The 24,666-nt window shown below is 61.6% G+C and carries 26 protein-coding genes; 11 read left to right on the top strand and 15 right to left on the bottom strand.

Features of this window, described 5'->3' with window-relative positions; genetic code table 11:
- Positions 1–3: 3 nt before the first annotated feature.
- From traU to GR702_RS19560, 14 genes are read right to left on the bottom strand one after another with little or no spacing between them, the layout of a single operon-like run.
- A complete protein-coding gene (gene traU, locus GR702_RS19625; RefSeq protein ID WP_017502431.1) occupies positions 4–1,023 on the bottom strand; it encodes a conjugal transfer pilus assembly protein TraU in 1,020 nt (339 codons plus the stop codon).
- Positions 1,020–1,292, bottom strand: coding sequence for a hypothetical protein (locus tag GR702_RS19620; protein WP_026109445.1), 273 nt, complete (start codon positions 1,290–1,292; stop codon positions 1,020–1,022). Before GR702_RS19620 ends, traU begins: the two co-directional genes overlap by 4 nt.
- A complete protein-coding gene (traW, locus tag GR702_RS19615) occupies positions 1,292–1,948 on the bottom strand; it encodes a type-F conjugative transfer system protein TraW (protein ID WP_017502433.1) in 657 nt (218 codons plus the stop codon). The genes GR702_RS19620 and traW overlap by 1 nt, the downstream gene beginning before the upstream one ends.
- A complete protein-coding gene (locus GR702_RS19610) occupies positions 1,945–2,478 on the bottom strand; it encodes a S26 family signal peptidase (RefSeq protein ID WP_026109446.1) in 534 nt (177 codons plus the stop codon). The genes traW and GR702_RS19610 overlap by 4 nt, the downstream gene beginning before the upstream one ends.
- Positions 2,462–3,115: a type-F conjugative transfer system protein TrbI gene (locus tag GR702_RS19605; RefSeq protein WP_017502435.1), complete on the bottom strand. Its 654-nt coding sequence runs from the start codon at positions 3,113–3,115 to the stop codon at positions 2,462–2,464. Before GR702_RS19605 ends, GR702_RS19610 begins: the two co-directional genes overlap by 17 nt.
- Complete coding sequence (locus GR702_RS19600) at positions 3,108–3,446, bottom strand: hypothetical protein (RefSeq protein WP_017502436.1); 339 nt, start codon at positions 3,444–3,446, stop codon at positions 3,108–3,110. The genes GR702_RS19605 and GR702_RS19600 overlap by 8 nt, the downstream gene beginning before the upstream one ends.
- Positions 3,447–3,450: 4 nt before the next feature.
- Positions 3,451–6,042: a type IV secretion system protein TraC gene (traC, locus tag GR702_RS19595; protein ID WP_048938676.1), complete on the bottom strand. Its 2,592-nt coding sequence runs from the start codon at positions 6,040–6,042 to the stop codon at positions 3,451–3,453.
- A complete protein-coding gene (locus tag GR702_RS19590) occupies positions 6,042–6,977 on the bottom strand; it encodes a TraV family lipoprotein (RefSeq protein WP_017502438.1) in 936 nt (311 codons plus the stop codon). The genes traC and GR702_RS19590 overlap by 1 nt, the downstream gene beginning before the upstream one ends.
- Positions 6,974–7,876 carry a DsbC family protein gene (locus tag GR702_RS19585; protein WP_017502439.1) on the bottom strand — a complete coding sequence of 301 codons (903 nt, stop codon included), beginning with the start codon at positions 7,874–7,876 and terminating at the stop codon, positions 6,974–6,976. The genes GR702_RS19590 and GR702_RS19585 overlap by 4 nt, the downstream gene beginning before the upstream one ends.
- Positions 7,863–9,188: a TraB/VirB10 family protein gene (locus tag GR702_RS19580; RefSeq protein ID WP_017502440.1), complete on the bottom strand. Its 1,326-nt coding sequence runs from the start codon at positions 9,186–9,188 to the stop codon at positions 7,863–7,865. Before GR702_RS19580 ends, GR702_RS19585 begins: the two co-directional genes overlap by 14 nt.
- 3 nt (positions 9,189–9,191) lie before the next feature.
- Entirely contained in the window at positions 9,192–9,995 is an 804-nt protein-coding gene (locus tag GR702_RS19575; protein ID WP_017502441.1) for a type-F conjugative transfer system secretin TraK, read from the bottom strand.
- Positions 9,992–10,558, bottom strand: a complete 567-nt coding sequence (locus GR702_RS19570; RefSeq protein WP_017502442.1) for a type IV conjugative transfer system protein TraE — start codon at positions 10,556–10,558, stop codon at positions 9,992–9,994. The genes GR702_RS19575 and GR702_RS19570 overlap by 4 nt, the downstream gene beginning before the upstream one ends.
- A 1-nt stretch (position 10,559) precedes the next feature.
- Positions 10,560–10,850 (bottom strand): type IV conjugative transfer system protein TraL, encoded by a 291-nt coding sequence (gene traL / locus GR702_RS19565; RefSeq protein WP_017502443.1) that lies wholly within the window; start codon positions 10,848–10,850, stop codon positions 10,560–10,562.
- Between the two features lie 58 nt (positions 10,851–10,908).
- Positions 10,909–11,229 (bottom strand): hypothetical protein, encoded by a 321-nt coding sequence (locus GR702_RS19560; RefSeq protein WP_017502444.1) that lies wholly within the window; start codon positions 11,227–11,229, stop codon positions 10,909–10,911.
- 406 nt (positions 11,230–11,635) lie between these two features.
- On the opposite strand from GR702_RS19560, the gene GR702_RS19555 reads away from it, so the two are divergent.
- The 4 genes from GR702_RS19555 to GR702_RS19540 all read left to right on the top strand — a co-directional run bounded on the left by GR702_RS19555 (position 11,636) and on the right by GR702_RS19540 (position 15,772).
- Complete coding sequence (locus GR702_RS19555) at positions 11,636–12,040, top strand: hypothetical protein (RefSeq protein ID WP_017502445.1); 405 nt, start codon at positions 11,636–11,638, stop codon at positions 12,038–12,040.
- Positions 12,041–12,181: 141 nt separating this feature from the next.
- Entirely contained in the window at positions 12,182–12,709 is a 528-nt protein-coding gene (locus tag GR702_RS19550; protein WP_017502446.1) for a helix-turn-helix transcriptional regulator, read from the top strand.
- Positions 12,710–13,221: 512 nt separating this feature from the next.
- Positions 13,222–14,493 (top strand): plasmid replication protein RepC, encoded by a 1,272-nt coding sequence (gene repC / locus GR702_RS19545; protein ID WP_160987298.1) that lies wholly within the window; start codon positions 13,222–13,224, stop codon positions 14,491–14,493.
- Between the two features lie 382 nt (positions 14,494–14,875).
- Positions 14,876–15,772 (top strand): replication initiator protein A, encoded by an 897-nt coding sequence (locus tag GR702_RS19540; protein ID WP_017502448.1) that lies wholly within the window; start codon positions 14,876–14,878, stop codon positions 15,770–15,772.
- On the opposite strand, the gene GR702_RS19535 is transcribed toward GR702_RS19540, so the two are convergent.
- The gene (locus GR702_RS19535) at positions 15,773–16,234 is read right to left on the bottom strand and encodes a lytic transglycosylase domain-containing protein (protein WP_237449828.1); all 462 of its coding nucleotides are present in this window, start codon (positions 16,232–16,234) and stop codon (positions 15,773–15,775) included.
- A gap of 583 nt (positions 16,235–16,817) precedes the next feature.
- Between GR702_RS19535 and GR702_RS22170 the strand changes: the two genes are divergently transcribed.
- From GR702_RS22170 to GR702_RS19500, 7 genes are all read left to right on the top strand, one after another.
- Positions 16,818–18,089, top strand: a complete 1,272-nt coding sequence (locus GR702_RS22170; RefSeq protein WP_048938677.1) for a hypothetical protein — start codon at positions 16,818–16,820, stop codon at positions 18,087–18,089.
- Between the two features lie 518 nt (positions 18,090–18,607).
- Positions 18,608–19,294, top strand: coding sequence for a ParA family protein (locus tag GR702_RS19525; RefSeq protein ID WP_037522704.1), 687 nt, complete (start codon positions 18,608–18,610; stop codon positions 19,292–19,294).
- Positions 19,291–19,800, top strand: a complete 510-nt coding sequence (locus GR702_RS19520) for a hypothetical protein (RefSeq protein WP_017503551.1) — start codon at positions 19,291–19,293, stop codon at positions 19,798–19,800. The genes GR702_RS19525 and GR702_RS19520 overlap by 4 nt, the downstream gene beginning before the upstream one ends.
- 41 nt (positions 19,801–19,841) lie before the next feature.
- Positions 19,842–20,708 (top strand): DUF7146 domain-containing protein, encoded by an 867-nt coding sequence (locus GR702_RS19515; RefSeq protein ID WP_017503550.1) that lies wholly within the window; start codon positions 19,842–19,844, stop codon positions 20,706–20,708.
- Positions 20,709–20,776: 68 nt separating this feature from the next.
- Positions 20,777–21,550 carry a hypothetical protein gene (locus GR702_RS19510; RefSeq protein WP_017503549.1) on the top strand — a complete coding sequence of 258 codons (774 nt, stop codon included), beginning with the start codon at positions 20,777–20,779 and terminating at the stop codon, positions 21,548–21,550.
- A complete protein-coding gene (locus GR702_RS19505; protein ID WP_037522702.1) occupies positions 21,550–22,224 on the top strand; it encodes an RES family NAD+ phosphorylase in 675 nt (224 codons plus the stop codon). The genes GR702_RS19510 and GR702_RS19505 overlap by 1 nt, the downstream gene beginning before the upstream one ends.
- 158 nt (positions 22,225–22,382) lie before the next feature.
- On the top strand, positions 22,383–24,581 hold the full coding sequence (locus tag GR702_RS19500) for a strawberry notch-like NTP hydrolase domain-containing protein (protein ID WP_160987297.1): 2,199 nt from the start codon (positions 22,383–22,385) through the stop codon (positions 24,579–24,581).
- The last annotated feature ends 85 nt before the right edge of the window (positions 24,582–24,666 follow it).

Below are 24,666 nucleotides of genomic sequence, written 5' to 3'. Positions count from 1 at the left end.
CCCCTAAAGCACGCAGCAATTGCGCTTGCGCCAGACAAGATAGCCCATGTCCTCTCCACCCGCGGGGAAGGCACGACCGGCATCTGGAGGCATTGTTGAAGCCCCGATGGCGGAGCAGGCGAACCGCCCGCTGACCGTCGGGATCGGATTGACCATCTGGAAGCGATACTGCTGCTTGCGCATGATGGGCATGAGGTACTTCTTGCACAAACCTGCAGAGCCCATCGTTCCCCAGGCAAGCGCCTGGCGATGCATCTTGTAGGCGAAGCGCGAGAGCGCCAGTCGCGAGGACTGAACATGCCCTATCGAGGCAGGAATATTGCCGTTGAGCGGGTACATGCTGCCCTGACAGCCGGCGCACCAGAACAGCGGATCGAGCGGAAGGCCCACTGTTCCTGCGATGCAGTCACCAGCGCACGCCGCCTTGGCAATGGGATTGGCAAAGACGATCGCTTCAGGGTTGATAAGCGCGCTCAGCCCGTCATCCTGCCAGAGCGGATCGACTTCGGTCATATAGGCAATGTCGAAGGACGCCTGCTCGAAGCACAGGAAATCGGTCAGGATCTCCATCCAGTAGAGCAGCGGATAGACGTACCAATGGACATGCCATTTGGCCGTGCTTTGCGAACGTCCGCCGACCATTGAAGGCCCGGCGAGATACCCCTGGCCAATGTCGAAACCGGGTGAGAGGCGCACGCCACCCAGATTGGGGAAACACCAGGGCTTCATCGTCACATCGGCGAGGCGAACCGGCTCCCAGAAGCCTACCGATATGCCAATCCGGGGCAAAGGATCCGCGCACGCGCAAATGGGCGATGCCGGATTGCTCGTATCCGGCCGGCCGCTCGGCCAGATTTTCGCGCCGCCGATCGAAAGGGGAAACAGGCACGACCAGCAAACATCGGTAATGGGATTGACGAACTTCCCATTGCAGGTCGGTCCCGCCGCCTGCGCAGGGCTGGCCGCAAGCGCAAAGCCTATCGTCAGCAAGAGGCAGGCAGCAAACGAGCGAAGCCAATTCATTGTGGCTTTCCTTCGCGAGAAGCGATCAGAGCCCGGTCTGCCCGGTTCTTCCGCGACCAGTAGACCGCCGTATGCAGGACAACGGCGACGAGCAGAGCGCCTGCCAGCGGGACCGCCAGATGCGGCGCGGCAGCCTGTATCTCCTCGAGCGAGATCAGGGTGGCTGCGAGCGACAGGCACAACAGCTGCCAGACGAGGCGCATTCGACGCAGCCCCGATGTTTCGGGCGCGGCCATCGGCGTGCGAAGGAGCTCGAGCCAGAGCGGCATCAGTCAGCCTTTCCTGGACGCAGGACCACTTCGGAGACGTGCATGACGTTGCCGGCGCGCGTGACGACCGCGGGCGTATGTCTGATGCCGAACTTGCTTGTGAGCTTGCCGTCCTGGTCGAAATAGAAGCGGCGCTTGCGCGACCCCATCGCCTCGAAAGGCGATCCGTTCACGAAGATTATCTTCGCCTTGGCGTCGACATATTGCCGGGTTGCCCAGTCGAGCTGGCCAGGACTATCGCCATCGACGAAGACCAGATCCTGTCGGAGGACGACGAAGTCGAGCGGATTGATCTTCTGCCCAGCTGCAGCGATGAGATTGCCCTTCTGGTCACGGATATCCCGTTCGATCGTCACGGTAGGATCGAACTTCCACTGGCGTGGGCGCTCGGCCGCCGTGATGCCGGCCACCGGCGTCGGCCGCTTGACCTTGGCCTCGACCTTCTTGGCGAACATGGCGTTCACACGGTCGAGCTCGCCGCTTGCCTCTGCGCGGCGCAGGCGGGATTCGATCGTTGCCAGCAAGTCGGTCTCGATCACCGGGAAGGTCTGGCCCATCTGGCCGTAGTCGCGAGCCTGGCTGGCCCCGGAGCCGGTCAGAAGCAGGGCGCAGCCGAGGCAGCAAAGACCGGCGACCAGATCGATTGCACGTCTCATAGCACTGGCGTCCCAACCCCGATGATCTGCCGCCGGCAGACCAGCCCGATCTCCGCGTAGCGACTGTCAAACCCGTCCCTGTGGGGGGTGCCGGCATAGTAGCAACCCGCAGGGATGGCCCCCGTCACTCCGGGCGTCAGAGCCTCCCCGAGCTTCGTGACGGCCTTCATCCGGGCGACCTCGCGCCCGTTCACCTGCACGCGCGATCCGTCATGGGCGATGATATCGCCGGGCATTCCATAGATGATCTTGCCGAACATCTGCGGGCGGGCGCCGAAATGTCGTTTGATGAGCGCGGAATGAGGTGGATCGAAGAACACATACTCGCCGCGTTCAGGCAATGCCCCTCGCCGGATCAGAAAGGCCCAGTTGGGCAGTGAATGCGTGGCGTTGACCAGGAAGAGATGATGGGCGCGCCAATCGGCGATAGCCGTAAGGACAACGCTGCCCGTCACGAACACGCCCAGCAAAATCCACAGGTGCCCGGCCGAACGCCTTCCCCGTACCGGGCTTTCACTGGCCGTTGCCATCGCCCGGGCCTCCAAAGGTTGAGACCGATGCCGAAGGTCGCGACACGTTGGGCTGCGAGACCGCTCCCTGCGGTCCGTCCGGGAACGGCGCCGGCGGATCGAAATTCTCGGTCTGGCCGATCGCCGGATCGACCGCCGGGATCGCGTCGACAAGGCTGGCGGGGGGCAGTTGTTCCTGAAGGCGTTGCAACGTCTGGGGAGAGGCTGCTGCCGGCAACTTAATGCCCCCCGCATAGACCGCGCGGCGAAGCGTGTCAGTGATATCGGGGACGTTTTTCGTCAGGACCGCTTCGCCCACCAGGACCACCTCGCCAGCGGCGCTGCGCTTCTGGAGTTCACCGTCGAGCGTGGCCATGAACGCCTTCATTTCGGCTTCGACCTGCGCAGGAGGCGCCGCAGAGCGTGCCTGCGCCTGCACATATTCGCCCACAATGTTCGAGAGCCGCGCAGCCACGATGTGATCGCGTTCGGGCGTAAGCAGTCGCTTCGTAACCCACATCGACCAGACCAGCGCGCAGGCGAGCAGGACAATGGCAACGAGTTGTCCGCGCGAGAAACCCGCAAACAGAGCGCGCTTGCGACGCGCCCCACTCTGTCGGGGCAATGGCAGATCCAGCTCCGGCTGCTGCTCAACCATGATACGCCTCCATCTTGGGTAGTAGGGCGTGGCGACGAAGAACGATCACCGCCCCGGACAAAAGCAGGTGGGAGACAAGGACCACGGTCCGGAAGTTCGCGATCCGGTCCGGGTCCGCTGCGACATAGCGCGAAGCGAGATTGGCGAGCTGGTGCATGAGACCGTCGAACGAGAAGCCGCCGATCGCGAGGAAGAAGAGAATGAACAGCCCCCAGGTGAGGAGAAGCGTAGTCGCAATCAGCCCGCAGGCATGAAGCGCCGCAAACAGGACTGCGCCCAGCGCAGGCCGCTTGTCTTTCCGCGGGACGGTCCTTGGGAAAAATGGCTTCATCGGATTACTCCGCCGCCAGCGGAGCAGCGTCATCGACGAGCGATGTCCACCTCTCCGGATTGTCAGGGTAGGCAACGCGTTCGATGGCCTCATCCATGGCGAGCCCGCTCTCGACAAGCGCCTCGATCATCGCGAAGGTCTTGGGGCTTGAGGAGAACAGCGCGGCCGAGAAGGGATCGAGCACCAGCCGGCCCACCGCCAGGGTGTCAGGCCCCTTGATCATGATGTCGGAATATTCGAACCCGTTGCGCTTGAGGGAGCGCAGCAGCGCATCGGTATAGTCGTCCATTTCGAAGCGGTCGTGCTTCTTGAAGTCGGCGATCGTCTCCGGCTTCTGCTGGAGGATCACGAACCAGTCGCTGTTCTCCAGCGCGGCGATCGAGCCTTCCGACTTGTAATAGTCGTTGAGGGACTGAGTCGCGGTCACGAGCGAAGCGCCATATTTCCGGCAGGTGCGCGCGTAGGTCTCGATGAAATCGGCCATCGCCCCTCCCTTGAGCATCTGCCAGGCTTCATCGAGGAGCAGCGCCTTGGGTGTGGCTCGGTCCACCTTGCGCATCATCTGCTGGCTCATGAACATGATCGCGGTCAGGACCACGCTGCGCAGCTCCTCGCGCGACGAGAGATCCGACAGCTCGAAGACGGTGAGCTGGGCTTTCAGCTCGAAGGAAACTTCCCCCTGAAAGAAGCGGCCATAAGTGCCGCCACTGGAGAAAGGGCGCATCGCGATGCCGAGGTTGGCGGCCAGCTCATTGCCGGTGGCGTCGAGTGCAGCAATCACATCATCGATCGAGCCTGCCCGACGCTTCTCCTCCCACACGGCGTTGACCGCTCCGTCGATCAGCCCGCGCTCGGTATCGTTGAGCCTGTCGATATGACGCGACATCTGATTAATGATCGCCTTCAGCATCGCCATGCAGTCGAGCAGATAATCCTCATCCGCCTCGGCCTGCGCCTCATCGATCATCGAGAAAGGGTTGAGGCAGAAGCCCGAGCTCATGGTGAACTCGACAAAAGCTCCGCCTTGCAGCTTGGCCGAGTGCTCAAACGAACGACCATCGTCGATCACGACAACCTTTGAGCCTGCGCCGCATAAGGAGGCGCACAATTCCTGCAGCGCGACCGACTTGCCCGACCCTGACTTGCCGAACACCGCGACATTGTGATTTCCCGCCGAATTCTCGAAGGGCGACCAGAAGAAGGGTTGGCCGCGACGCCCGATCAACAAGAGATGCGGCGTCTGTCCGCCCAGATACTCACCCTGTATCGGAGCAAGATTGGCCGCCGTCGTACTGAGCATCGTGCGCATGCGCTTCATGCGATCGAGGTCGCGGGCCAGCCCGTTCGCCATCGTCATCGGCATGGCGCACAACAGCCCCATGATCTGGAGATAGCGATCGTCCAGCAGGTCCCAGCCCGCCGCACGATAGACAGATTTCAGAATGCGCTCATTCGCATCACCCTTCCCTTTGGGGGAGAATGCCGACACGCTGTAGAACAGCCGGATGAGCTTGCGTCCCTGGCGGATCTCGTCGTTGACGTGCTTCCACTCCTGGCTCTGATCGCGCAGCTGCGGCAGAAATCTGGCGGACTTGGAATCCGCCAGACTGGTGGTGCGCATGAACTTGTAGCCCGCTTTGCTGCTCGCGGCCTGCGGATCGGGAAACTCAAGGCACAGATTGGTGGCGACCGGGCAAGGCATGCGCAGCTTGTCAGTGAACATGTCGCCGATCAGGCGAGCGCAATCCCAGGGTGCCCAACGCTGCGGAAGGTTGCGCACCGAGAAGGACCTGACGTCGAAGACATCGGGATAGATCTCCCCGATCTCTGGAGCCCCGCCCAATGTGCGGCCGGTCGGGCGAAATCGCTCGGTGCGAAGCAGGATCCTGTCCGGATCGATTTTCATCTCGATGTCGCGTCGGACAGCCTGATCGGCGATCGGATCGAGCGGATTATAGCTCACCGCATCATCGCCGGGTGCGGTCGTCGGCGAGGTGATATCATCGATCCACGCGATGAGCGCTTCCGGGTCCATTTTTCGGGCCGAGACGTTGACCGAGGCCAGAGCCGAGATCAGCCCGTCCATGACGGTGACGATATCCTCGGTTGAGACGCTGGAATTCTCGGGCGTTGAATAGGAGATCGCCACCCGGTGGTTGCGAAGCGAAAATGGGGCATCCCTGGATAGGGAATCCCAGACACCCGCGGTCAGAAACTCGACACGATGTTTCGCCATGCGCTCGTAGACGCCGGCGGCCGAGTATCGTGGCAGATACCAACGCGACAGGCGTTCGCTGACCCTGGGGCTCATCCATTGGTGAAACTGGAGGCAGCCGGGCGCCGGGATCGCTTCGGAGAGGAACTGCGTCAGGATTTCGCCGGTGCGTTCGTCGGCGCCAACCAATGGCGCCGCCTCGATCACGAAGCCCCGCGACGCGCTATTGTAGAAAATCCCGGTCTTGGGATCATAGCTTCGGTAGGGCAGCCAATGCGCGAGCATCGGCACACCGAGCGATGGTCTTTGAGCATCGGGGTGCCTGGCATCGCCCATCAGGCTTGCAAGAAGCTGATCCAGGAAACCGCGTTTCTTGGCCATCAGTCATGCTCCGGAACGGTCGCGGGGAAGCTTTCCGCCTTCACGCTCGCGCCTGTGACAGCGCCGCTCGCTGCGGCACGGGCTGTGCTCTCGATTGTCCCTGTGCTGCGCTGGTAGGGCTCGCTTGCCTTGATCTGGTCGGTCGCGGCACGGCCAGCCTCGGCCTTTTCGGCGGACACCGGCTTCTGCACTGCGTTCGAGCCGATAGAGCCGGCCGCTCGTTCTGGTTGCGCGGTCCCATCTTGCTTGGTGATCCCGACCGTTTTCGAGACGGCCTGAGGCGATGTGGGGCGTGGTCGATCGGCGTGCAGGCGCTGCGCGACATCGGCCTTTATTCCGTCGATCGGATTGGCGACCCTCGCGCGAGCCGCAGCTACGGCTGCAGGATCAGGCAAGATCGCGCCGACTGGGGCGGCATCATCTCGCGCAAGCGCGTCGCTGATGGATTCGCCGCCGGCTCCCGTAGCAGCAAGTCCTGTCGGCGGAAGTATGGCCGCGTCCTGACGGGCCTGCTCCTGCCATTCGCCCTGTTGGACGACGGCATGGATCGCGCTTGCCTCGTGGAGGCGGCCGCGCTCATCGACATAGGGCTGGAAGACGATGCGAAGCACCTTTTCGGACGTTCGGGGCGCCCCGACGGGGGAGACACCCGCGTTGGAGGTCGCCAATGCGGTGCGACTGATCTGGCGGGCCGAGACATTGCCCGCCGGTGCCGCATCGGCCCCGGCCGGAATGAAGCGGTCCCCCTCCTCGCCGGAGATCATCGCCAAAGCGCGATCGTCGATAGCGGAGGCCGGTGCGCACACCCCGTCGGGGGCGGGGCAGGAGAAACTACCCGCAATGTTTCCCCCAAGGCTCGCGCAGCCGCCAAGGGCGAAGAACGCGAGGAGCGTGGGGGCGCTGCCGGCACGCCGCCGGATTGGTTTCCCAATCATGGGCGTGCCGCCTTGAGCCAGGTTTCGAGAAATGCGCGTGGACGATAGCCTTCCAGCATCGCGCCATCGCTGCGTACAATGACCGGCGTGCCTGAAAGCCCGTGCTTTCGGGCAAAGCTCTCATTGGCATCGAGCCCGGAAGTGTCGCATTTTGCAGAACTGCCGCTCAGCGGTTCGCCCGAATAGGCCGCATGAAGAGCTTCCTCGCGGTTCTTTGCGCAATAGACCCGGTCCGCCAGATCCCGGCTGCCGAGCACGGATATGGGCCGCTCGACGACACGCACGTTCATCGAGCGCAGGACATTGCTCAAGGCGCGGCAATAGGAGCACCTGAAGTCGCTGAAGACTGTGACAGTGGGCCCTGCCGGATTGCCCCATATGATCGCTCCATCCTTCGGCAGGCTGGCGAGCGGCAATGTCGAGGGGCGGGCGGGAAGCGCCACTTTTGTGGCTGCCGCTCCCCGCCCCAGGCTCGCCAGTTCCTCCTCCTCGCGACCCGAGGGGCTCCCGGCGGCGTTCGCCGTAGCAGCGCCGCCAACCAACATGTCGGGGTTGATTTCGAGCAGGCGCGCGGCGGTCAGATCCTGCCGTGTCTCCATGTCATAGACGCGGCCGATGACCAGGTAGCGGGCCCCTTGATCGACATAGAAGAGATTGGCCCCCGCGGTCACTTCGCAAAGCCCGGTCAGCTTTTCGCAGTCGACCTTGGTCAGTTCCGTCTTGGGAAGGCGGGCCTTCAGGAGGCTCTCGACCTTCGCGCCTGGGCGTACGAGGTTCTGCGCAACCGCAACGCCGGCGGCGCCAATGACCGAGCACAGGGCGATTGCGGAAGCCGGTGCGATCCAGGATCGCGAAAGGCCCGTGGGAACACGCGCACGCAGCCACTTAATTGCGGACATAAACCCCCTCCAGGAACACGATTTCCACATCGATGCCGGTGGGCATCTCGATCACCGGCTGATATTGCTCGGCGCGCTCGATCAGATATTTCGAGACCATGTCGCCGGTCTGGGCCGCGCCTTCGCCAAAGCCGCCTTCAAGGAGTTCGCCGGCGGAAAGTTTGTCGCGCTTGCCGTTGGTGATGGTCGTACCTTGAAAAACCGAATTGGCGTTGGCGGAGAAGCCTCGCCCAAAGCCACCGAAGAGGCCTGCGATAAAGGCCTGGGTGACGAGGCCGCCCTCGCGCGACACGACCCGGCCGCGAACGCCGGTCTTGCCGCCAAAGGCCAGGAATCCCTTGACCTCCGACACCGCGTACCGGCCTCCGGGCTGGGGGCAGGTCATCTTCTGCAGCTTGACGTAGACTTTCTCGCTGGAAAGGTCCCCGCGTGCCGCGCCATTGACGAGGCAGCCCTGGATCTTCGTGGTCAGCAGCTTGCCGTTCTGAAGAACCGACCGTGCCGGACCCGTTATGCGCAGCACGACCGGCAGCGGGTCGCTCTGGCTGTTGACCCCGGCGCTGGCATCGACGCCGACAATGACCTTGGCTGAGGCGAAGCTGTTGGGCGGAAGGTAGTTGGGGCTGTCGGTGTAAACCGTGTTGCCCTTTGAAATCTTGGAAGCAGTGCTGGTATCCGCAGTCGTGAAATTGACGAGTTTCACCTCGCTGCCATAGCCCGCCGAGGGCGCAGTCTGGCCCGAACCCGGTTCGTCCGGACGCTGATAGGCCTGTGGTCCGCGCGGACCATAGAGCGCTGCCGGACCAGGGGCCGGCGCCGGCGGAGCGGCCGCGCGTTCGTTGATCTGGCGACGCAATTGCTCATTTTCCGCCTGATAGGCGGAGACAACTCTCTGCCCATCCGAGCGCATCGCCATGTTCTGGCCTTTGAGCGCTTCAACCTGTGCGGTGAGCGCATCCATGCGATCCCGCTGCCCATTCACGGCCTTGAGCTGGTTCTCGGTCGCCTGAAAGCGGTTTTCGGAAAGGGCCATCCACTCCTGTTGGGAGAGATTGCGGTTGACCATGTCCTTGGTCGAGACCGCGACCTCGGCTGCCTTATCGCTATCGAGCTTGTCGGCGCTGTCGCTGCCCGAAAAGATCCAGAATGAGGAAGCGAGCAGACCGACGCCTGCGACCCCGGCCAGCAACATGCGCTGCTTTCGCCGAACAGCCTCGTTTCCGGATAGCTCGTCGGCGATGGGCGAAACACCCTCTCCTTCCTCCTGGTCCAGAGGCCGGCGATCGCGTTTGAAGATGTCGGAAAGAGCCATGGCTTACCTCTGGTTTGATGATACGAGGTAGGCGGTCGTGACCTTCCCCGGCGCGAGCTTGGGTTCGGCGATCGACACGGCGAGCGCGCTGGTTGGCGCAACGGTGCGCTCTGTGAGTTCGACCGGGTCGCTGCCCGCATTCTCTATGCGCAGGACCCGCCCGATCAGATCAGTGCCGCGATACTCCGCGATCATCTGGACCTTGAGATTGCCGACAAAGACCGGACGGAATGACCGCTGCCGCATCTCGAAGCCCTCGACGGTGCCGTTCGTGTACATCGCACGGACCAGTTCGATGGCGGCATCCTGAGGGCCACTCGCTGCGCTTGCCGGCATGGTCTCCGCGACCTGGGCCCTGGCAATGGCCGGGTTGGAAACGAATATCTGAGCGGCCTGGTCGCCGCCGATCCGGCAAACGAACTTGTAGACGTAGCCCCGCTTGCTGGTTCCAAAGAAAGAGAGCGCAGAGCGCGAAAACCCGTTGGGGACAGACAGGTAGATGTCCCCCCTCACCGGTTCGTTGACGACCGAGAAATCGTCAATCGGATTGCCCGTCGAGATCTTGGAGACGCTCGCGAACTCGTCCTCGATCAGACTGATCCGCGTAAGGTCCTTTGCGGACGCCTGGCAGTCGACCTGAGCGCTATCGCCGGCCATGATGGTCTGGTCGGCCCATGCGGGAGTGGCAAGCGACATCAGCGACACGCCAAGCACCAGACCGCCAATGCTGCGGCTCACCATGCAATTGACCCGCGACGCCAGAAGGGTGCCGATGGCCGCGCCACCGGCCGCATAGACGATGATCATGAGGGGCGTCCCTTTTCGCTTGAGACCATTCCGAAACCGACGAGCCGAAGCGAAACACCCGAATATTCCCAGTCATACTGGAAGGTCCGCCGCTCCTTCGAGATCACCTTGTCGCCCACGATCGTGTGAAGCTCCCCGGTGACCCGAGACCGCAGATTGCGGGGATCGAGCTCCATTTTCTGGATCGTGAAAAACTGGGCGATGGACGAGCCGCGCTGCTCATCGAGTATCTTGAGGAGCTCGGTCTTGAGCTTACCGTGCGAGCGTGGCGAAGCGATCGCGAGCACTGACTCCATCCAGTATTCCAGGTTACTGGGTGAGCGGTCGAGCGTGAGGACCACGACATCCCGCGTGATCAGTTCGAGATATTCGCGGCTCACCCCGGCGCTTGAGATGGTGAGCGGTGACCGAAGCACCGGCTGCAATACGACCTCCCGGTCGCGCGAAAAGCCGATCAGCAGGAGGATCGCGGCCAGAACGGCCAGTGCGGATGCCGCGAGCAGCAGCAGGTTGCGCTGCTTGAGGAGGCGCTGGTTCTGCGCGTGGCTATAAGCGACTTCCATGTCAGCCTGCCATCAGCCGGAGATATGAGGGTGGCGTGGCCCGCATGCCGGTGAAACCGGCTGGCAAATGCCAATAAGCCAGATGAAGCAACCACGACGCCGTGCGCCCTGCTTTCGCCTTTCTAAGACCCCACCAGCCCGCAACCGCGAGTATCAACCCGATGAGGATATGCTGAAACAGGATGCCCCAGGTGAATGGGATGACCATCGCCAGGAACTCATCCAGCGTCCACAGCCCGATCAGCTCAGGATCATCCAGATGAGACGGTATGCCGTATTTGTCTCCGGCCATTGCACCACCCTCCCCCGCCCGGATCAGGGCTGCTACCCTGACCGGGGGAATGCTTGCGTCAGATCGTGGCGGTGACCGTCGAGGTGACGATCGGGATACCGGTTCCCGCGCCGACGCCGACGCCGACCGGGATGGCAACCTGGCCGAGGCTGAAGCGTCCGGACGCCAGGGCGACGAGCCCGCCGCCGAGCGACAGAACGGTGATGATCTTGCCGCCCGACCCCTGGAGGAAGTCGGTAAACATGGTGAGCGCCGTGTCGAACGTGGTGTCGGCACCCGCATGGGCCGGGCCGGCGAACCAGAGGAGCGCGAATACGAGCGCGGCGATGGCGATGATCGCCAACTCCAGTCGCCGACCCTGCTTGAGTGTTGCTTGCATCGAGACAGATCCCTTGCTCAGGGCGCGGCCATTTCCCCGCCCCTTCGGAAGGGTGCATCGGAACCGCGGACGCTCAAGCAGCGGATGAAGGAGCTCGGTGGGAAGCCGCGCGATTTCCTCAAAAGGAAGGCAAAAGGCCAAGGACCCGAATCCGCTGTCCCTCTAACTGGGACATGGCGTCCCAAATTTGGGACGCGGTGACCGCGATGCGGGGACAGTCCGTCCCAGAACCTTTTCTGATAGGAATGACGACCGACACCAGACGAAATTGCGATTCGCCCAGCATCGTACGGGGTGAACCTTCCCATTGATTGTAAGGTAGTATGGCCTCGTGTAAGAGGGGGTGAGGAATGTTGGCTGCCGACCCGGATCGTCAGGAACAGTTAAGTTTGGCAGGAACGGATTGATGGCAGGTGATACGCGCAGTTATGCGTTGGACGTGTCCGAACTTCTGTTCCGGCTCGCGAGCGAGAGCCTACGGCTGCGCTCGAATGAAACCCTTCGTTTCGAGACTGTCGCTAGTCTCGTGAATGCCCGAATTCCGGCACTTCCCCTCACCCGTCTCGACCCCGCAGATGTCCGCGCGCACTTCAACGTAGTCGAATCCAAGGGGCCAATCCGCATTCATTTGAGCATTCCGAGAGCGAGCGCAGACCGACTGGTGGAGGAAAAGCGTCGTTTCGCTAACCTTCTCGGGATGACCCTCACCATGGGCGACATGCTCTCGATCCTATTTTTCGACTTCGTCGCTGAACATCATTCGAAACGCATACTAGGAAATATCGGCATCGAAGATGTCGTAGACTCCTAAGATCAGGCTGCAGACACCGCGTATAGCAACGATCTGTTACAATCGCGGTCTGTGCGATAGTCCGATCCGACGTGAAAAGCTTGCCAAGGGTACAAGCTTTTGATCTTGTGGTGACATAGTCCCACCCAGGACAGGGGGAATATGTCGAGCCTAGCTGCGATCGAGCCTATAGGGGGAGCCGTCGCTCAGGAAGCGGATGGGCACCTGTACATCGCGCTCATCCAGCGCGCGATGCAGGCAAAAGATATCAGCCTACGTTCCCTCTCCATGAGGGCTGGCATCAGCAAAAGCAGATTGGGACGGATCCTTCACTCCAACTGTGCAGAGCGTGCGTCGATAACGCTGTCCGAATTCCGCGTCCTGCTTGAGGCGCTGGAGATCGATTTGATCCAGGCGATTATCAAGGTCGAGAGTATCCGCGATCAGAAGGTTTTGGCGGATGAACGCTATGTTGCGCTCATCGCGATGCTGGCCAACCTGTTCAAGGAACTTCCCGCGAGCCTCATTCAGGCTCTGGCGGAAATCGATGGGCTGGATGGCTCGGAAGTCCGCAAGGACTGGGCACCGCAATTGCAGACCGTCGTCATCAAGCGCATGGTCCATGAAGTGACCAATGTCCTGCGCCGGCGCGAACAAATATTTGAAGATCGATACGATCTTCGTGGGTAGCCGATCAACTGGACTTCGAGTGTCCGCGAAATCACTAAGTCGAAATCTTCGTATCGTGCTGTAGAGAGCAATGTCCCCGAAAGCACTAATGGGCAAAGTGTCTGTAAAAGCACTAACCCACGACGGTTTGTCTCCGATATCACTATAAAAACTGTGCAAGATCACAGAGTTCGTCCGCGAAAGCACGAATCCTCACACTCGCATGATCGTTGTCGGCCGGTAACAGTGTGGTCGCGAATCCATATCAGCCCGATTCTGTCCGATCGATGTCGGACCGTGCTGGCATGGGAGTACGGCCGCGTTCACGCTCGCGCCCGCTGCTCATGGACCAAAGTGTGATGGAGTGGCCGTGACGACATGAAAAACCCGGCACTAGGCCGGGCTTTTCGGGGATGAGATAAACTCACTGTAGCAAGCGCAGTTTAGCCTATCTCCCCGATCTAGACAAGTTCGAAGCGCGTTTCGCGCAGCGGATAGTCATGTCCGAACGGCATTCCGATAGGGAGTGCCGAATGGGGGAACTTGCGCCCATGAGACCGAGCGGTTTGCGCCGCTACAGTCAGTTCAACGCCATCGTCGACAAGCTCGCCAAGGGCTTCGAGGGGCAGGAAGGCCTCTCGCCTTCTCGCTTGCTGAACAAGCTGAAGCGCGCAGCGCCTTATATGGGCGTGCCCCGCAATGTGGTCAGCCTTATGGATGTTCTTGTGGCCTTCTCGCGGTCGCAGGACTGGGCACCGGGGCAGACCCCGTGCGTCTGGCCGCGTAATGAAACCCTCTCGGTAAAGCTGGGTGTCAGCGTCCGGCAAGTGCAGAACTATGTTCGCGCCGCGGTTGAACACGGCCTGCTCACCCCCAAGGACAGTGCAAACGGTCATCGCGGCGGTCTTCGCGCTGCTGATGGAAAGATTCTTTGGAGCTATGGTTTCGATCTGAGCCCCTTGGCTGCGCGAGCCCAGGAGTTCGAAGCGATCGCTGCGAAAGGGGAAGCCGAAGATCGCGAGATCGAACGGCTGCGTAAGACCATCGCAGCACTACGCCGGCGTACCCGGATGTTGGCTGAAACCTGTTCCTATCACATGCTGGACGGCATTGACGCTGAGCATGAGGTCGATCTGGTGCGCATGGCCGTGACCCATATCCGCGGCAGCAGGAATATCGACCAGCTCGTTCGCTGCGTGGCGTTGCTGACTAAGCGGGTCGATCTGTTCCAAGGCGCAGTCGATGATGCCCTGACTGCAGGAAAGGCGCAGGAAACAGCCGAAAACCCTGCCTTTGAAACTATGAATCCTTCACCCAAGGACGAAATGAATTTCGTTCACTCTACAACTACAACCCAACTTCAAACTGCTAACGCAGTTACGAGTAGAGCCTTGGCAGGAAGAAGTAGTGAGGCCTGGGATATCGCTCTCCTCGCTCCCAAGAGCGCGGTCGAGGATGACCTTGATCGGCACGGGATCGATCCGGGCTTCGTGGCAAAGGCCTGCCCCGAACTTATCTGGGATCTCGACCCTGGCCCGCGCGCCTGGGGCCGCCTTGTCAGTATCGCCGAGGGCCTCGTCGGCCAGCATGCGATCAGCCTCCATGCCTGGCGCGAAGCGTGTCGAATCATGGGTCAGCACGGCGCGGCTGCTGCTGTGATCGCCACCGTCTACAAGGCCATGAGCGGCGAGGTCCGGCGGCCTGGAGCTTACCTTCGTGGAATGAACGAGAAGGCGCTTTCGGGCGCGCTGCACTTGGGCAAGACCTATCATGGCCTTCGCGAAGCATCTTCGCAGTTTGCGTGATGTATGTTCGTTAAGCCTCGGAAAAACATGAGTTTATGGTTTGTCCGCTATGGCGGTTCGGAGCCGAAGTGTCCGCGAAAGCACGAAGAGAGCCGCTCCGAGCGAGGGAAACGTCCGTGAAAGCACTAACTGCACCCGATCCCGATTCCCTCGCCAGCTTTTCCCCGGTGGATATGTCCGCGAAAGCACTAACCGTTTTCGGTACTACCCGATTTTTGCCACGTAAGACTCGCGGTCATCCCTCGGGACAGCGTGTTTTCGGGGACGCTTGGGCAAGGATGAATCGAGCAATTTTAGTGCTTTCGCGGACACATCCTATCGTGGGTGCTAGGCGGGCAGCCCTAAAATCGGTACAAATGGGGGCCACGGAGGACGCCCCGCAATGGCTCAGGTACGCAATAATGTCGAACAGCAAGGGGTCCTTCCGTTGGACTGCCCGCTGAGAGGTGAAATCCGGGGCGAGCGCTCGATCATGGATTTCCCGTTCTTCGCGCTCGAGAAGAAAACCCTCCTCGACGAGATCGAGCATAGTGTCGGCAGCACCTCAATCAAAATCCGCGCCGGAGGCGGCGGGATCGCGACGATGTATGACAAGGAAATCCTGCTTTACGGCGCTTCGCTGATCTGTGAGCGCATGCGCCGCGGTGAGGAAGTGACACAGGAAATCGTGTTCACCGCGCACGACTTTTTCCGGGCCACCGGGACGCGAAATCCTGGCAAGCGAAATTATGATCGCTTCAACGAGGCGCTCTCACGGCTGCAGGGCACCCAGATCCAGACAAACCTCAAAACAGGCGGCCAGATTCACCGTGGATGGTTCTCATGGGTAGAAAATGCCCAGGCCGTTTACGACGATGGATCGACCACGGGCATTGAGCGTCTGCGTGCGGTGAAGTTGCGACTCTGTGATTTCCTCTTTCGCGCGATCCAGCGGGATCAGCAGATCTATAGCTATCACCATGATTACTTCCGTCTCGGGCTCATCGAGCGGCGCATTTACGAGATCGCGCGTTCACACTGCGATGAGGGTCCCTATGCGGTGCCGCTTGATGAACTCTACGCGGCGGTCGGCACGCGCACCGCAATCAGGAAGTTCAAGGCGCAGCTCATGGAGATGGAGGAGCAGAACGCCCTCCCCCAATATACCGTAACTGTCCGCGAAAACACGGAAGGGACGTCCAAGCGGGCCAAGGCATCCGAGACGATTGTGACGCTGGCGGAGCGGCCGCGCGAACTCGTGACGATCTTGCCCTCCGTGTACGAAGCGATCGCCGCCTGATCAAAAGCGCGTGACAGAGACGGTCCGGTCGGAAGCCGGGACCGCTGCAGCGCCGGTCACAATGCTCGATCGTCTGTGTAGGCCCGTCAGCATCGTCCAGTTGGACAGGATGTTCGAGACATAGTTTTGGGTCTCGGATATGCGCGGAATTCTCCCATTCTTCACCCTGCCAGGGCCTGCATTGTAAGCGGCCAGCGCCAGGTGATAGTGGCCAAAGCGATCGAGCTGCTGGCGCAGATATGTGGCGCCACCCCGCAGATTTCCTTCCACATCATAGCGATTGACCCCTAGACCGAGCGCTGTCGCAGGCATGAGCTGCGTCAGGCCATAGGCTTGCTTGGGCGAGTAGATCGAGGCGTCGTAGCGACTTTCCTGGATGATCATGGCGTCGAAGAGACCAACTGGTATGCCGTAAGTGCAGGCGATCTGGCTCATAAGGCCGAAATAGATTTGCCGTCGCATTTCCTCAGCCGGTCGAAGCAGCCTGCTTGGAGAATATTGGGAGGCCTGACAGACAGGGTCTACAGGAGGCACGGATGCAAAAGCATCCGGCTGAGCGCGCATCCACGAAGGCACAGCGATGGCGCTGACGGGGTTAACGCCCATTGGTCCCCCCTCCCCTACCCCAATATCTAGCGCGGCGCGGCTGTCTGCGGTGGTCGTTCGCCCATCCGCTGAAAATTCGCCCTGCATTTGAAACTCCACCCAGCGCCGGCTTAGGTCGTGGATCTGAAACAGCGGCGACGAGGGCGGGGCTTGTAGCGGAAGCTGTAGCGGAAGCGCCCTCCCCTCCCCAGTATCAAAGCGCTTGGGCTCGGCCGACCCCATCTCGAGAACCTGGGCGGTTCTAAGGTATGTGGTGTGCTGAGCATGTGACGTCGGCGGTGCCGCAAAAGTCGCAAGGCCGAACATCGAGGCAAGCAGATAGGATCTCATGAGGCGTCCTGATCAAAGGGTGTGATGGAAGTGGACGTCATTGCGATTCTGGTTGTCAACGCTTCGAGGTTGCGTGAGCCTTCTTGCTGGTGTGGCGAGAGCAAGCGTCATGTGGTTGGTGGATCGCGAAAAGAACGGCATCGACACGGGAAGGATCGCCCTCCCCTCACCGCTGCGCGCCGCTCTCGTTCGCTGGTATATCGGAACCGGAGATCGCGGCGATGAAGAGGCCGGCATCATGCTGGTGCAGCAGGCGCGCATCGGCGCTAAATGGATCGCCTGCGATTGTCTGGGTGATCGAAATAGTCCCCCGATCCTGACCCCTGCCTATCTTTCGGAAGCGGAGACCTTCTACCTTCGCCGGCTCACCGGTTCGAAACGGCCCGATCATCGACTTGATTGCCCGTTCTTTCGCGATCAGGCGACAAACAGGCTCTCGGAAGTGCGCCGGGCCAGCGAGCGGAGTGATCCTGCAGATGGCTTTTTCGAGGTCCTGCGTCCGGCGCCGGAGAAACTGGCGCAAAGGCCTGGCAGCGACGCCACCGATGATCGAACCCGGCAAGGGTCCCTGCCCCGTCTCGCTCGGCTGTTATGGCGTTTGCTGGACCTGGCTGGCACGCATCGTCTTGAATTCGCTCCTGGTTCGATCAAGGAGCAGTTCTCGATGCTCGAGCGGGTTGCAGGTGCGATTGAGGTCGCGCCTTCGATGGAGCTTACCCGCGTACTGTGGACGCACGGCCAGGCATTGCATAGCCGTCGGGCCTATGCGGTCCTTCGCGAGCTGGCGGATCGTTGGCCGCAGGGCCACGCGCCCCAGGGTTTCCTCATTGTCTTTGCAGATCGTATTCAGGGGCATGAGGTATTCGCTGCGGGGTGTGAGCCGATCCGGGTCGCTAACAGGGTTCAGTCTCCGTCCAGGCGCGGGGAGCCCGTGAAAGGACCGTATCTCGTCATCATAGTCGTCGGTGAATATCCGGAGAAACGAGGTTTCGCGCCGTTGCGGGCCTATGCGCAGCCGGTCCTGTCCGGGCACAGGTTCGTTCCGGTCGATTCCGAGCTCGAGCGCTCGGTGCTGCGTGAGTTTCTGAAAGTTCAGTTGGCCCTCTCCCGACGTGGAATCGACCTCGCGGTCGAACGTCCGATTTTCGATCGACTGACGCCGCTTGGACCTGGGCGGCCGGATCTGTGGGTCGAAGCGTGTTCGCAGACCACGGGCGAGGTCCATAGCTGGGGCGTTGACTATAGTGGGCTGAAGGGCGCCGGCGGCGTTTCGGAGAGCCGGCGAGCCTTGATTCAACAGTTCGGCTCTGTGCTGGATCTGAGTGACCGACATCTCACAGGTGGCGCACTGGAGCGCTTTTTCATCGGGGTGTGTGGCTGACGGACTACCGCCCCCCTGCCCTCCCCTGTCAGGATTTTTCATCGTTTGGCCATCGGCCAGAATGCGTACGCGTTGCTTTTATGATGTTTCTAGCTACCTAGAATGTTGCCCTGCCCTTCCGCCCGGGTGGCCGTTGCAGGGGCATGTTTTTAGCTACCCGAAAAATAGCTGATAGGATGCAAGTTGCTTCTGGGTAGCTTCTTTGAAGCTGCGCGACAGATATGAAAAAGCGATCTGGTGGCTTTGCAGTGCCTATAGGGTTGCTGCGCCATGCATTGCGAATAGCTAGGGTGCAGCTTTAATCAGCCTAGATGGAGTCTATAATGTAGGCGTAAAATGGCTTGCGCCTAACCGCCCGGCGGCTATAAAGATGCATCAAACTGGCAATGTGCTAGGCTTGCGGCGCCTATCTCATAGGCGCAAACGACCTGCCTGATAGATTGTCCGAAGCAATTAAATGTCGGCCGGATAGCTATGGCCTGTCTATTAGAACGCCACTGGAAAGGTTGAAGGAAGCTATGGCTGTAATAGCGTTCGTGTCGCCAAAAGGGGGCGTTGGGAAAACGACCGCAGCCCTTCTGCTGGCAGGCGAAATCGCCGACCAGGGCGGCAAGGTTTGCATTATCGATGCAGATCCCAATCAGCCGCTCATGGCATGGTCCGAAATGCCCGGCCGCCCCGAAAACATCACCGTTGTGAACTGCCGCAGCGAAAATGACATCGGCGACCTCATCGAAGCGGGCGAGGAGAGCGCGAACTTCGTGCTCGTCGACCTCGAAGGTGCGGCCACAGCGACCGTGACATTCGCCATCGGCATGTCCGACCTCGTCATCATTCCCTGCAAGGGTTCGCATCTCGACGCGCAGCAGGCGGCGAGGGCGATCCTGCTGGTACGCGGGGCAGCGCGCAGTTCGCGCCGGTCAATTGATCATGCGATCCTGTTCACCCAGCTGCCGCCTGCGCTCCGTTCGATCAACTACAGCGACATTGAGGCGCAGTTCAGCCACAACGAGGTTCCGGTGCTTCCGGTGCCGGTCTACAACCGGGAAGCGTACCGGACCATGTTCTCCACGGGCGGGACGCTGCACACCCTCGACGTCAAGGGCGTGGGCAACATCAAGGCTGCAAAGGAGAATTCGGCGGCCTATGCCGCTGCCGTGATCGACCGGCTCCGGCAGCAGAGCGAGCAGGAGACTGCGGCATGAGTGAACGCGCCAAGCTCAGTTTCGACGACCTTTCGAAGCCCAAAAAGCGCGCTAAGCCCGATCTGGCCGTTCTGCGTCAGTTGAGCGAAGATCACGGCTTTCCGTCGAGGGACCCGGTGCCGACGCAGGACGGGGAGGGCGAGGAGCTCGCTGCCGATTCCACGGCTGCCGCACCGCCCGAGCAACCCGTCGCGCCAGCCTCGGAGCCCATCGCGGCCCCTGAGCCCGCCCAAGTTGCCCCGCAAGTAGCGTCGGCGCCTGTCGCTGCACCGCCGCCAGTGCCGGCTCCGGCGGCTCAGCCAAGCGTTCTGCCCGATCCGACAGCGTTTCGGCGCCGGGGGCGGCCACCTAGCGACCGCCTGTACCCGATGAACATCAAGGTCAGCCAGGAAGTCGCGGCGAAGCTCTATGAGTTGCGCGATGCCAGGCCGCGGCAGACATTTGCCGACGTGCTCGAGATGCTGCTCGACGTGTACGATGCCCACGGAGGCGATCCGAACGCCTAGGAGAGGGGAGGGGGGGAGCGCATTGCGAAGGAGACTTTGCAATGCCCCTTGTTGCTCTTCGACCCAGCCAGCGGCTCGTCGATCTTGTTGGCGCCTTAGGCGGTCGCTGGCTCGGCTATGTGGCGATGTGTCGCTGCCCTGCGCACAACGACTCTACGCCCAGCCTCTCCCTGCGCCAGGGGAACCGCGGCATCCTGGTGACCTGCTTCGCCGGATGTGAGCCCGGGGACATCCTTCGCGAACTGCGTAGGGTATCTCCGGAAAGGCGCTACGAGGCACCGCCGGTATCGTCCGGGAACAGTACCGCGAACGTCGCGCGTTTGTGGGAGCGTGGGCTAGCCATCGAGCAGGGGCTGGCGCTGCGCTACCTGACCGGCCGATCACTTGGCATTCATAGCGATCTTCGGTTTCTCGCCCGCTGCCCCCTTGGGCCGCGGCCTTTCACTGTGTTCAAGCCAGCGCTGCTCGTGGCTGTCCGAGAGGGACGGTCGCTCGTCGCGCTGCAGCGCATATTCCTCGACCCGATGAGCGCCCAGTATGAGGCGAAGGTCATGCTCGGTCGACCTGGGCGTGGGGCCTGGCAGGGTGGGATCCCCAAGCGAGAGCTTGCGCTTGCCGAAGGCTTTGAGAGCGCCGCCGCGTTCCAGGAATATCGGTCCATTCCGACCTGGGCCGCGCTGGGTGCCCGGCGTCTCGATCAGATCCAGATACCGCCAGACGTGCAAACCCTGATCCTCGCCGAAGACAATGACGCTGAGGGGCGACGCGCAGCTGAAAGAGCATTGGATGCCTACCGCAGACCTGGACTTCAAATCCTTCGTGCGCCGCCTCCGCTCGCTTGCAAGGACTGGGCACAATTTCTGGCGCAGTGTCGGCAGAAGCAGCAGGCGATCGGCGCCAGTCCTTGAAACAGACCGGTTCGGCATGATATAAGCGATATCAAGTGTAATGAGACTAGCGAATCTAGGAATTTCTCGTGGTAGCGATCAACACCATCCAGGATGACGGGGGGCAGAAGCGGTCACGTACCGGCGCATCGCGCAGAATCTACACCTCGCGTAGCATCGCCGTCGAGGCGGCGAACGCGGGGTCGATTGCGCTCGACATTTCGATCCGCCCAGCAGATGGCGATCTCACATTCCTGCGAAACGCAATTGTTGAGGTCAAGGCGCCGCAGGCTGGAAAGGCCGGTGGCCGGGCCGCCGGGGCCGCCAAAGCGGTCTACGACGCTCTGCATAACGCCGCAGTCGAGATATTCAGTCGCAGCTTCTCGCACGAGATCGACGAAGTGGTGGATGCCTATCGCGTGATGTTGCGCGAGAGCCTGGCCAAGGGCGAAGATCCCAAGCTGCAGGCCGCACTCAATCGTGCCCGCATCCAGGAGAAAATCCTCGCGAGCACCTCGATGGTCGACCAGGGCGAAGCATGTGAACTGCTCGGGCTCTCGGCAACCAATCCCTCCGCCACGATGAAGCGCCGGGAAGACAAAAAGGAACTTCTACGCTTCTCGATCGAGGGAAGGGCGGCCTATCCGCTGTTTCAATTCGACGTCGAAGGTCGCCGTATTTATCCTCTAATGGCGCAGCTCATTGCCCGTAAGCCAAAGGGCTGGAGCGATTTTCGTCTCCTCCATTGGCTGACCCGCCCGCATCTCGATTTCGAAAGCACGCCGGGCGAGGGACTGGCAGATGACGGCGAGGCAGTGCTCGCAGCCTTCGAACGCGAGATAGAGCCGGCGGTACACGGCTGATGAAATTTGCGATCACAATTCCCGACCCCGATCACATGCGGGTCGGGAAGGAAGACTATGTCTCTTTGCCAGGCGGCACTGAACTGCACCGTATCCATCCCAATGCCTTTGGCGCTGCGCAATTCAACGATACCGACCGCGGAAATGCGCGCTTCTCGCCGATCCGATCGGCCGCAGGCGCAATCATTCCGACCATCTACGGAGCGCAAAGTTTCGGCTGCGCGGCGAGCGAGGTCATCCTGCGCTGCGCCGATGTTCCGACCATCGATCCGGCGACCGGTTTACCGCCTTTCCAGATCGTCTATCCGGCAGACTATCGGAACTTCAGCCACAGTGTCGTGCGCACCACCGCCGATCTCAGCCTTGTGAACCTGACGGTCACCGGGCAGCGCAAGGTTGGGGTCAACGGCAATGCGCTTCTGGCCGGGCCGAGCAGCACCTATCCGGCCACACGGGCCTGGGCCGAACGGATCCATGCCGCCTGTCCGTCGGCACAAGGCATCTACTATAGTTCATACCAATATGGCCCAGACTTCGCGGTCGTCCTCTTTGGTGACCGGATCCCTCCAGGCACGCTCTTGGACCTGTCGAGCCGCGCGGTTCCTGACAGCCCGTGCCATGACGAGGTGCGGGTTCTGGCGAGCAGCCTCTCGATCGAATATGAGGATGTGTAACCTCGGCCTGCGTCTCAGCAGTCCGTCAGGGGGCGTTGTTGGTCCTCGCTTCGTGGCGAGCAGGCCGGAGGATGCGCGGACGGCCTGAACCCATGAAAAGGGAAGGGGGGTCGGAAGGGTAGGTCGCCGAGGTGGCGACCGAACCGGAGACCTCCGCCATGAACGAAATGACTGCGGCATCGCCTGATGCCGAGAGCGCCGCTGCACGCGCAATCCTTGAGCAACTCGCAACGGGCTCCCCGATTACCCGGGCTCATTTGAACGCTGCCATGATCGATGCCTTTGGAGGCACCGATGCCGAGGGCCGCTGGACCCAGCGCGAAAGTTTCGAGCTTCTCGAGCTGGCGCTTGTCACGCACCTGCGCGGGCGTGAGCGACCGGCGAACGTCGACGATCTGGCGTCCGCGATAGTACTAGCGCAACGCTTGCCGACCCATACGGTCAGGAGCGAAACCCAGATCGAATGGCAACAGTTCTCGACGCCGGTCGATCTTGCCGCCCTTGCCACGCTCCTGGCATCGCCCCAGCCCAGCGACATTGTTCTGGAGCCGAGTGCCGGCAACGGTCTTCTGGTCGCTCAGCTTGGATCTGTTTCCGCCCTTCACCTCAACGAAATTGACCCAGACCGTCGGCGACGCCTGACCCAGGCTTTCCCTGACGCGGTGGTCACCGGCGTCGATGGCGCCGCGATCGGCACGCTGCTTGGACAATCGCCGCGTCCAACCCTGATCCTTATGAACCCGCCATTTTCGCGTTCGCTGGGGCGCGGCGCAGATGATTATGCAGCCGTGCGGCATTTCCAGGCAGCGCTGCGCCATCTGCAGCCCGGGGGACGCCTGGTTGCCATCATGCCTGACTGGTTCGGACCCTCAGCCCGCATGCGCGATATCTTCGAGACCTCGATGCGCAGTGGCACCGTGCGTACCTCGTTGCGCCTCGAGAAATGCTACACGCGTCATGGCACCTCGATCACCGTTCGCCTTTTCGTGGTCGACAAGGTGGCAGGCGGCGCAACGCCGGCGACGATCCAGGGCTCCAGCCTGGACGATCTGCTGGACAGCGTGACCGTCACCCCCCGATGCCCGATTGGCGAACCATCGACGAAACCGGCAATCTCCCGATCCACAGGCGTCTCGCTGTTTCGCGCAGCGCGCAGCAGCAAGCCTACCGGGCCGCGGGCCTATCATGCCCCGGTCCGCAACGAGGTCCTGCCAGTCTCCTATACGATCCTCGATGCTCCAGCGCCTCTCGCCGAGCAGGCGGGGGTGTATCTTCCCTATCGGCCAAGCCGCCTCGTCTTCGAGCATGCCGGCGAGCATCCGACTGCGCTGGTGGAATCGGTAGCGATGGGCTCGATCCCGGCGCCCCGGCCAAGGCACATTCCTCGCTTGCCCGAGCGGACCATTTCGGAGCGACTCCTGTCCTCATCGCAGCTTGAGACAGTGATCTACGCAGGGGACGCCTGGGACCAGTTCCTTCCCGGCCAGTTCCGCCCCGCCAAGGAGGGCGTCGGACTGGAGCTCTCGGAAGAGGGGCGGCGCTACCGGAAGGGCTTCTTCCTTGGCGATGGCACGGGCGCCGGCAAGGGGCGTCAGATTGCCGCCTGCATTCTCGACAACTGGCTCGCGGGCCGCAGACGCCATATCTGGGTTACCAAGAACGAACCCCTGCTCGAGGACGCCAGGCGCGACTGGACGGCGCTGGGCGGCATGACGGCTGACATCCAGCCAATGACCGCCTGGAAAATCGATGAACCGATCAGGCTCGACCAGGGCGTCGTGTTCGTGACCTACCCGACGCTTCGCTCTGCACGCGGCGAAAACAGTCGCCTGCAGCAATTGATCGATTGGGCCGGTGGCAGCTTCGATGGCGTGATCGCCTTCGATGAGGCGCACGAGATGGGCGGCGTGGCCGGAGGGGAGGGGGCTATGGGCGCGAAAAAGGGGTCCCAGCAGGGCATCTGCGGCGTCCTTCTGCAAAACCATCTCCCCGATGCTCGCGTCCTCTACGCGTCGGCAACCGGCGCGTCTGACGTCAACAATCTGGCCTATGCCGTTCGTCTTGGACTGTGGGGGCCGGAAACGGCTTTTGCCGACCGGGAAGCGTTTATCAGCGGTATCCGTAAGGGCGGCATCGCCGCGATGGAACTGGTCGCGCGCGACCTCAAGGCGACAGGGCTCTATACGTCGCGGGCCCTAAGCTTCGCCGGCGTGGAATATGACATACTGCGGCATCAACTCACGCCTGAGCAGATCGCCATCTATGACACCTATGCCGACGCCTGGTCCATCTTATGCGCAGCTCGCCATAAGACGGCTTATCGCGAGGAAGCGGTAATGCGAAGGAACGCGGCGTAGGCGCGGGATTCCAGGGGTGCGGCACGAAGTTGCTGCGCATTATTTTGATTGCGAACCTCGGCGGTCTCTGGACCAGCTGAGGAGT

It is taken from the genome of Novosphingobium silvae (assembly GCF_009856825.1).
GTDB classification, from domain to species: domain Bacteria; phylum Pseudomonadota; class Alphaproteobacteria; order Sphingomonadales; family Sphingomonadaceae; genus Novosphingobium; species Novosphingobium silvae.
The sequence above is the reverse complement of the archived record's forward strand: the minus strand, read 5'-3'. Positions and strand labels throughout refer to the sequence as shown.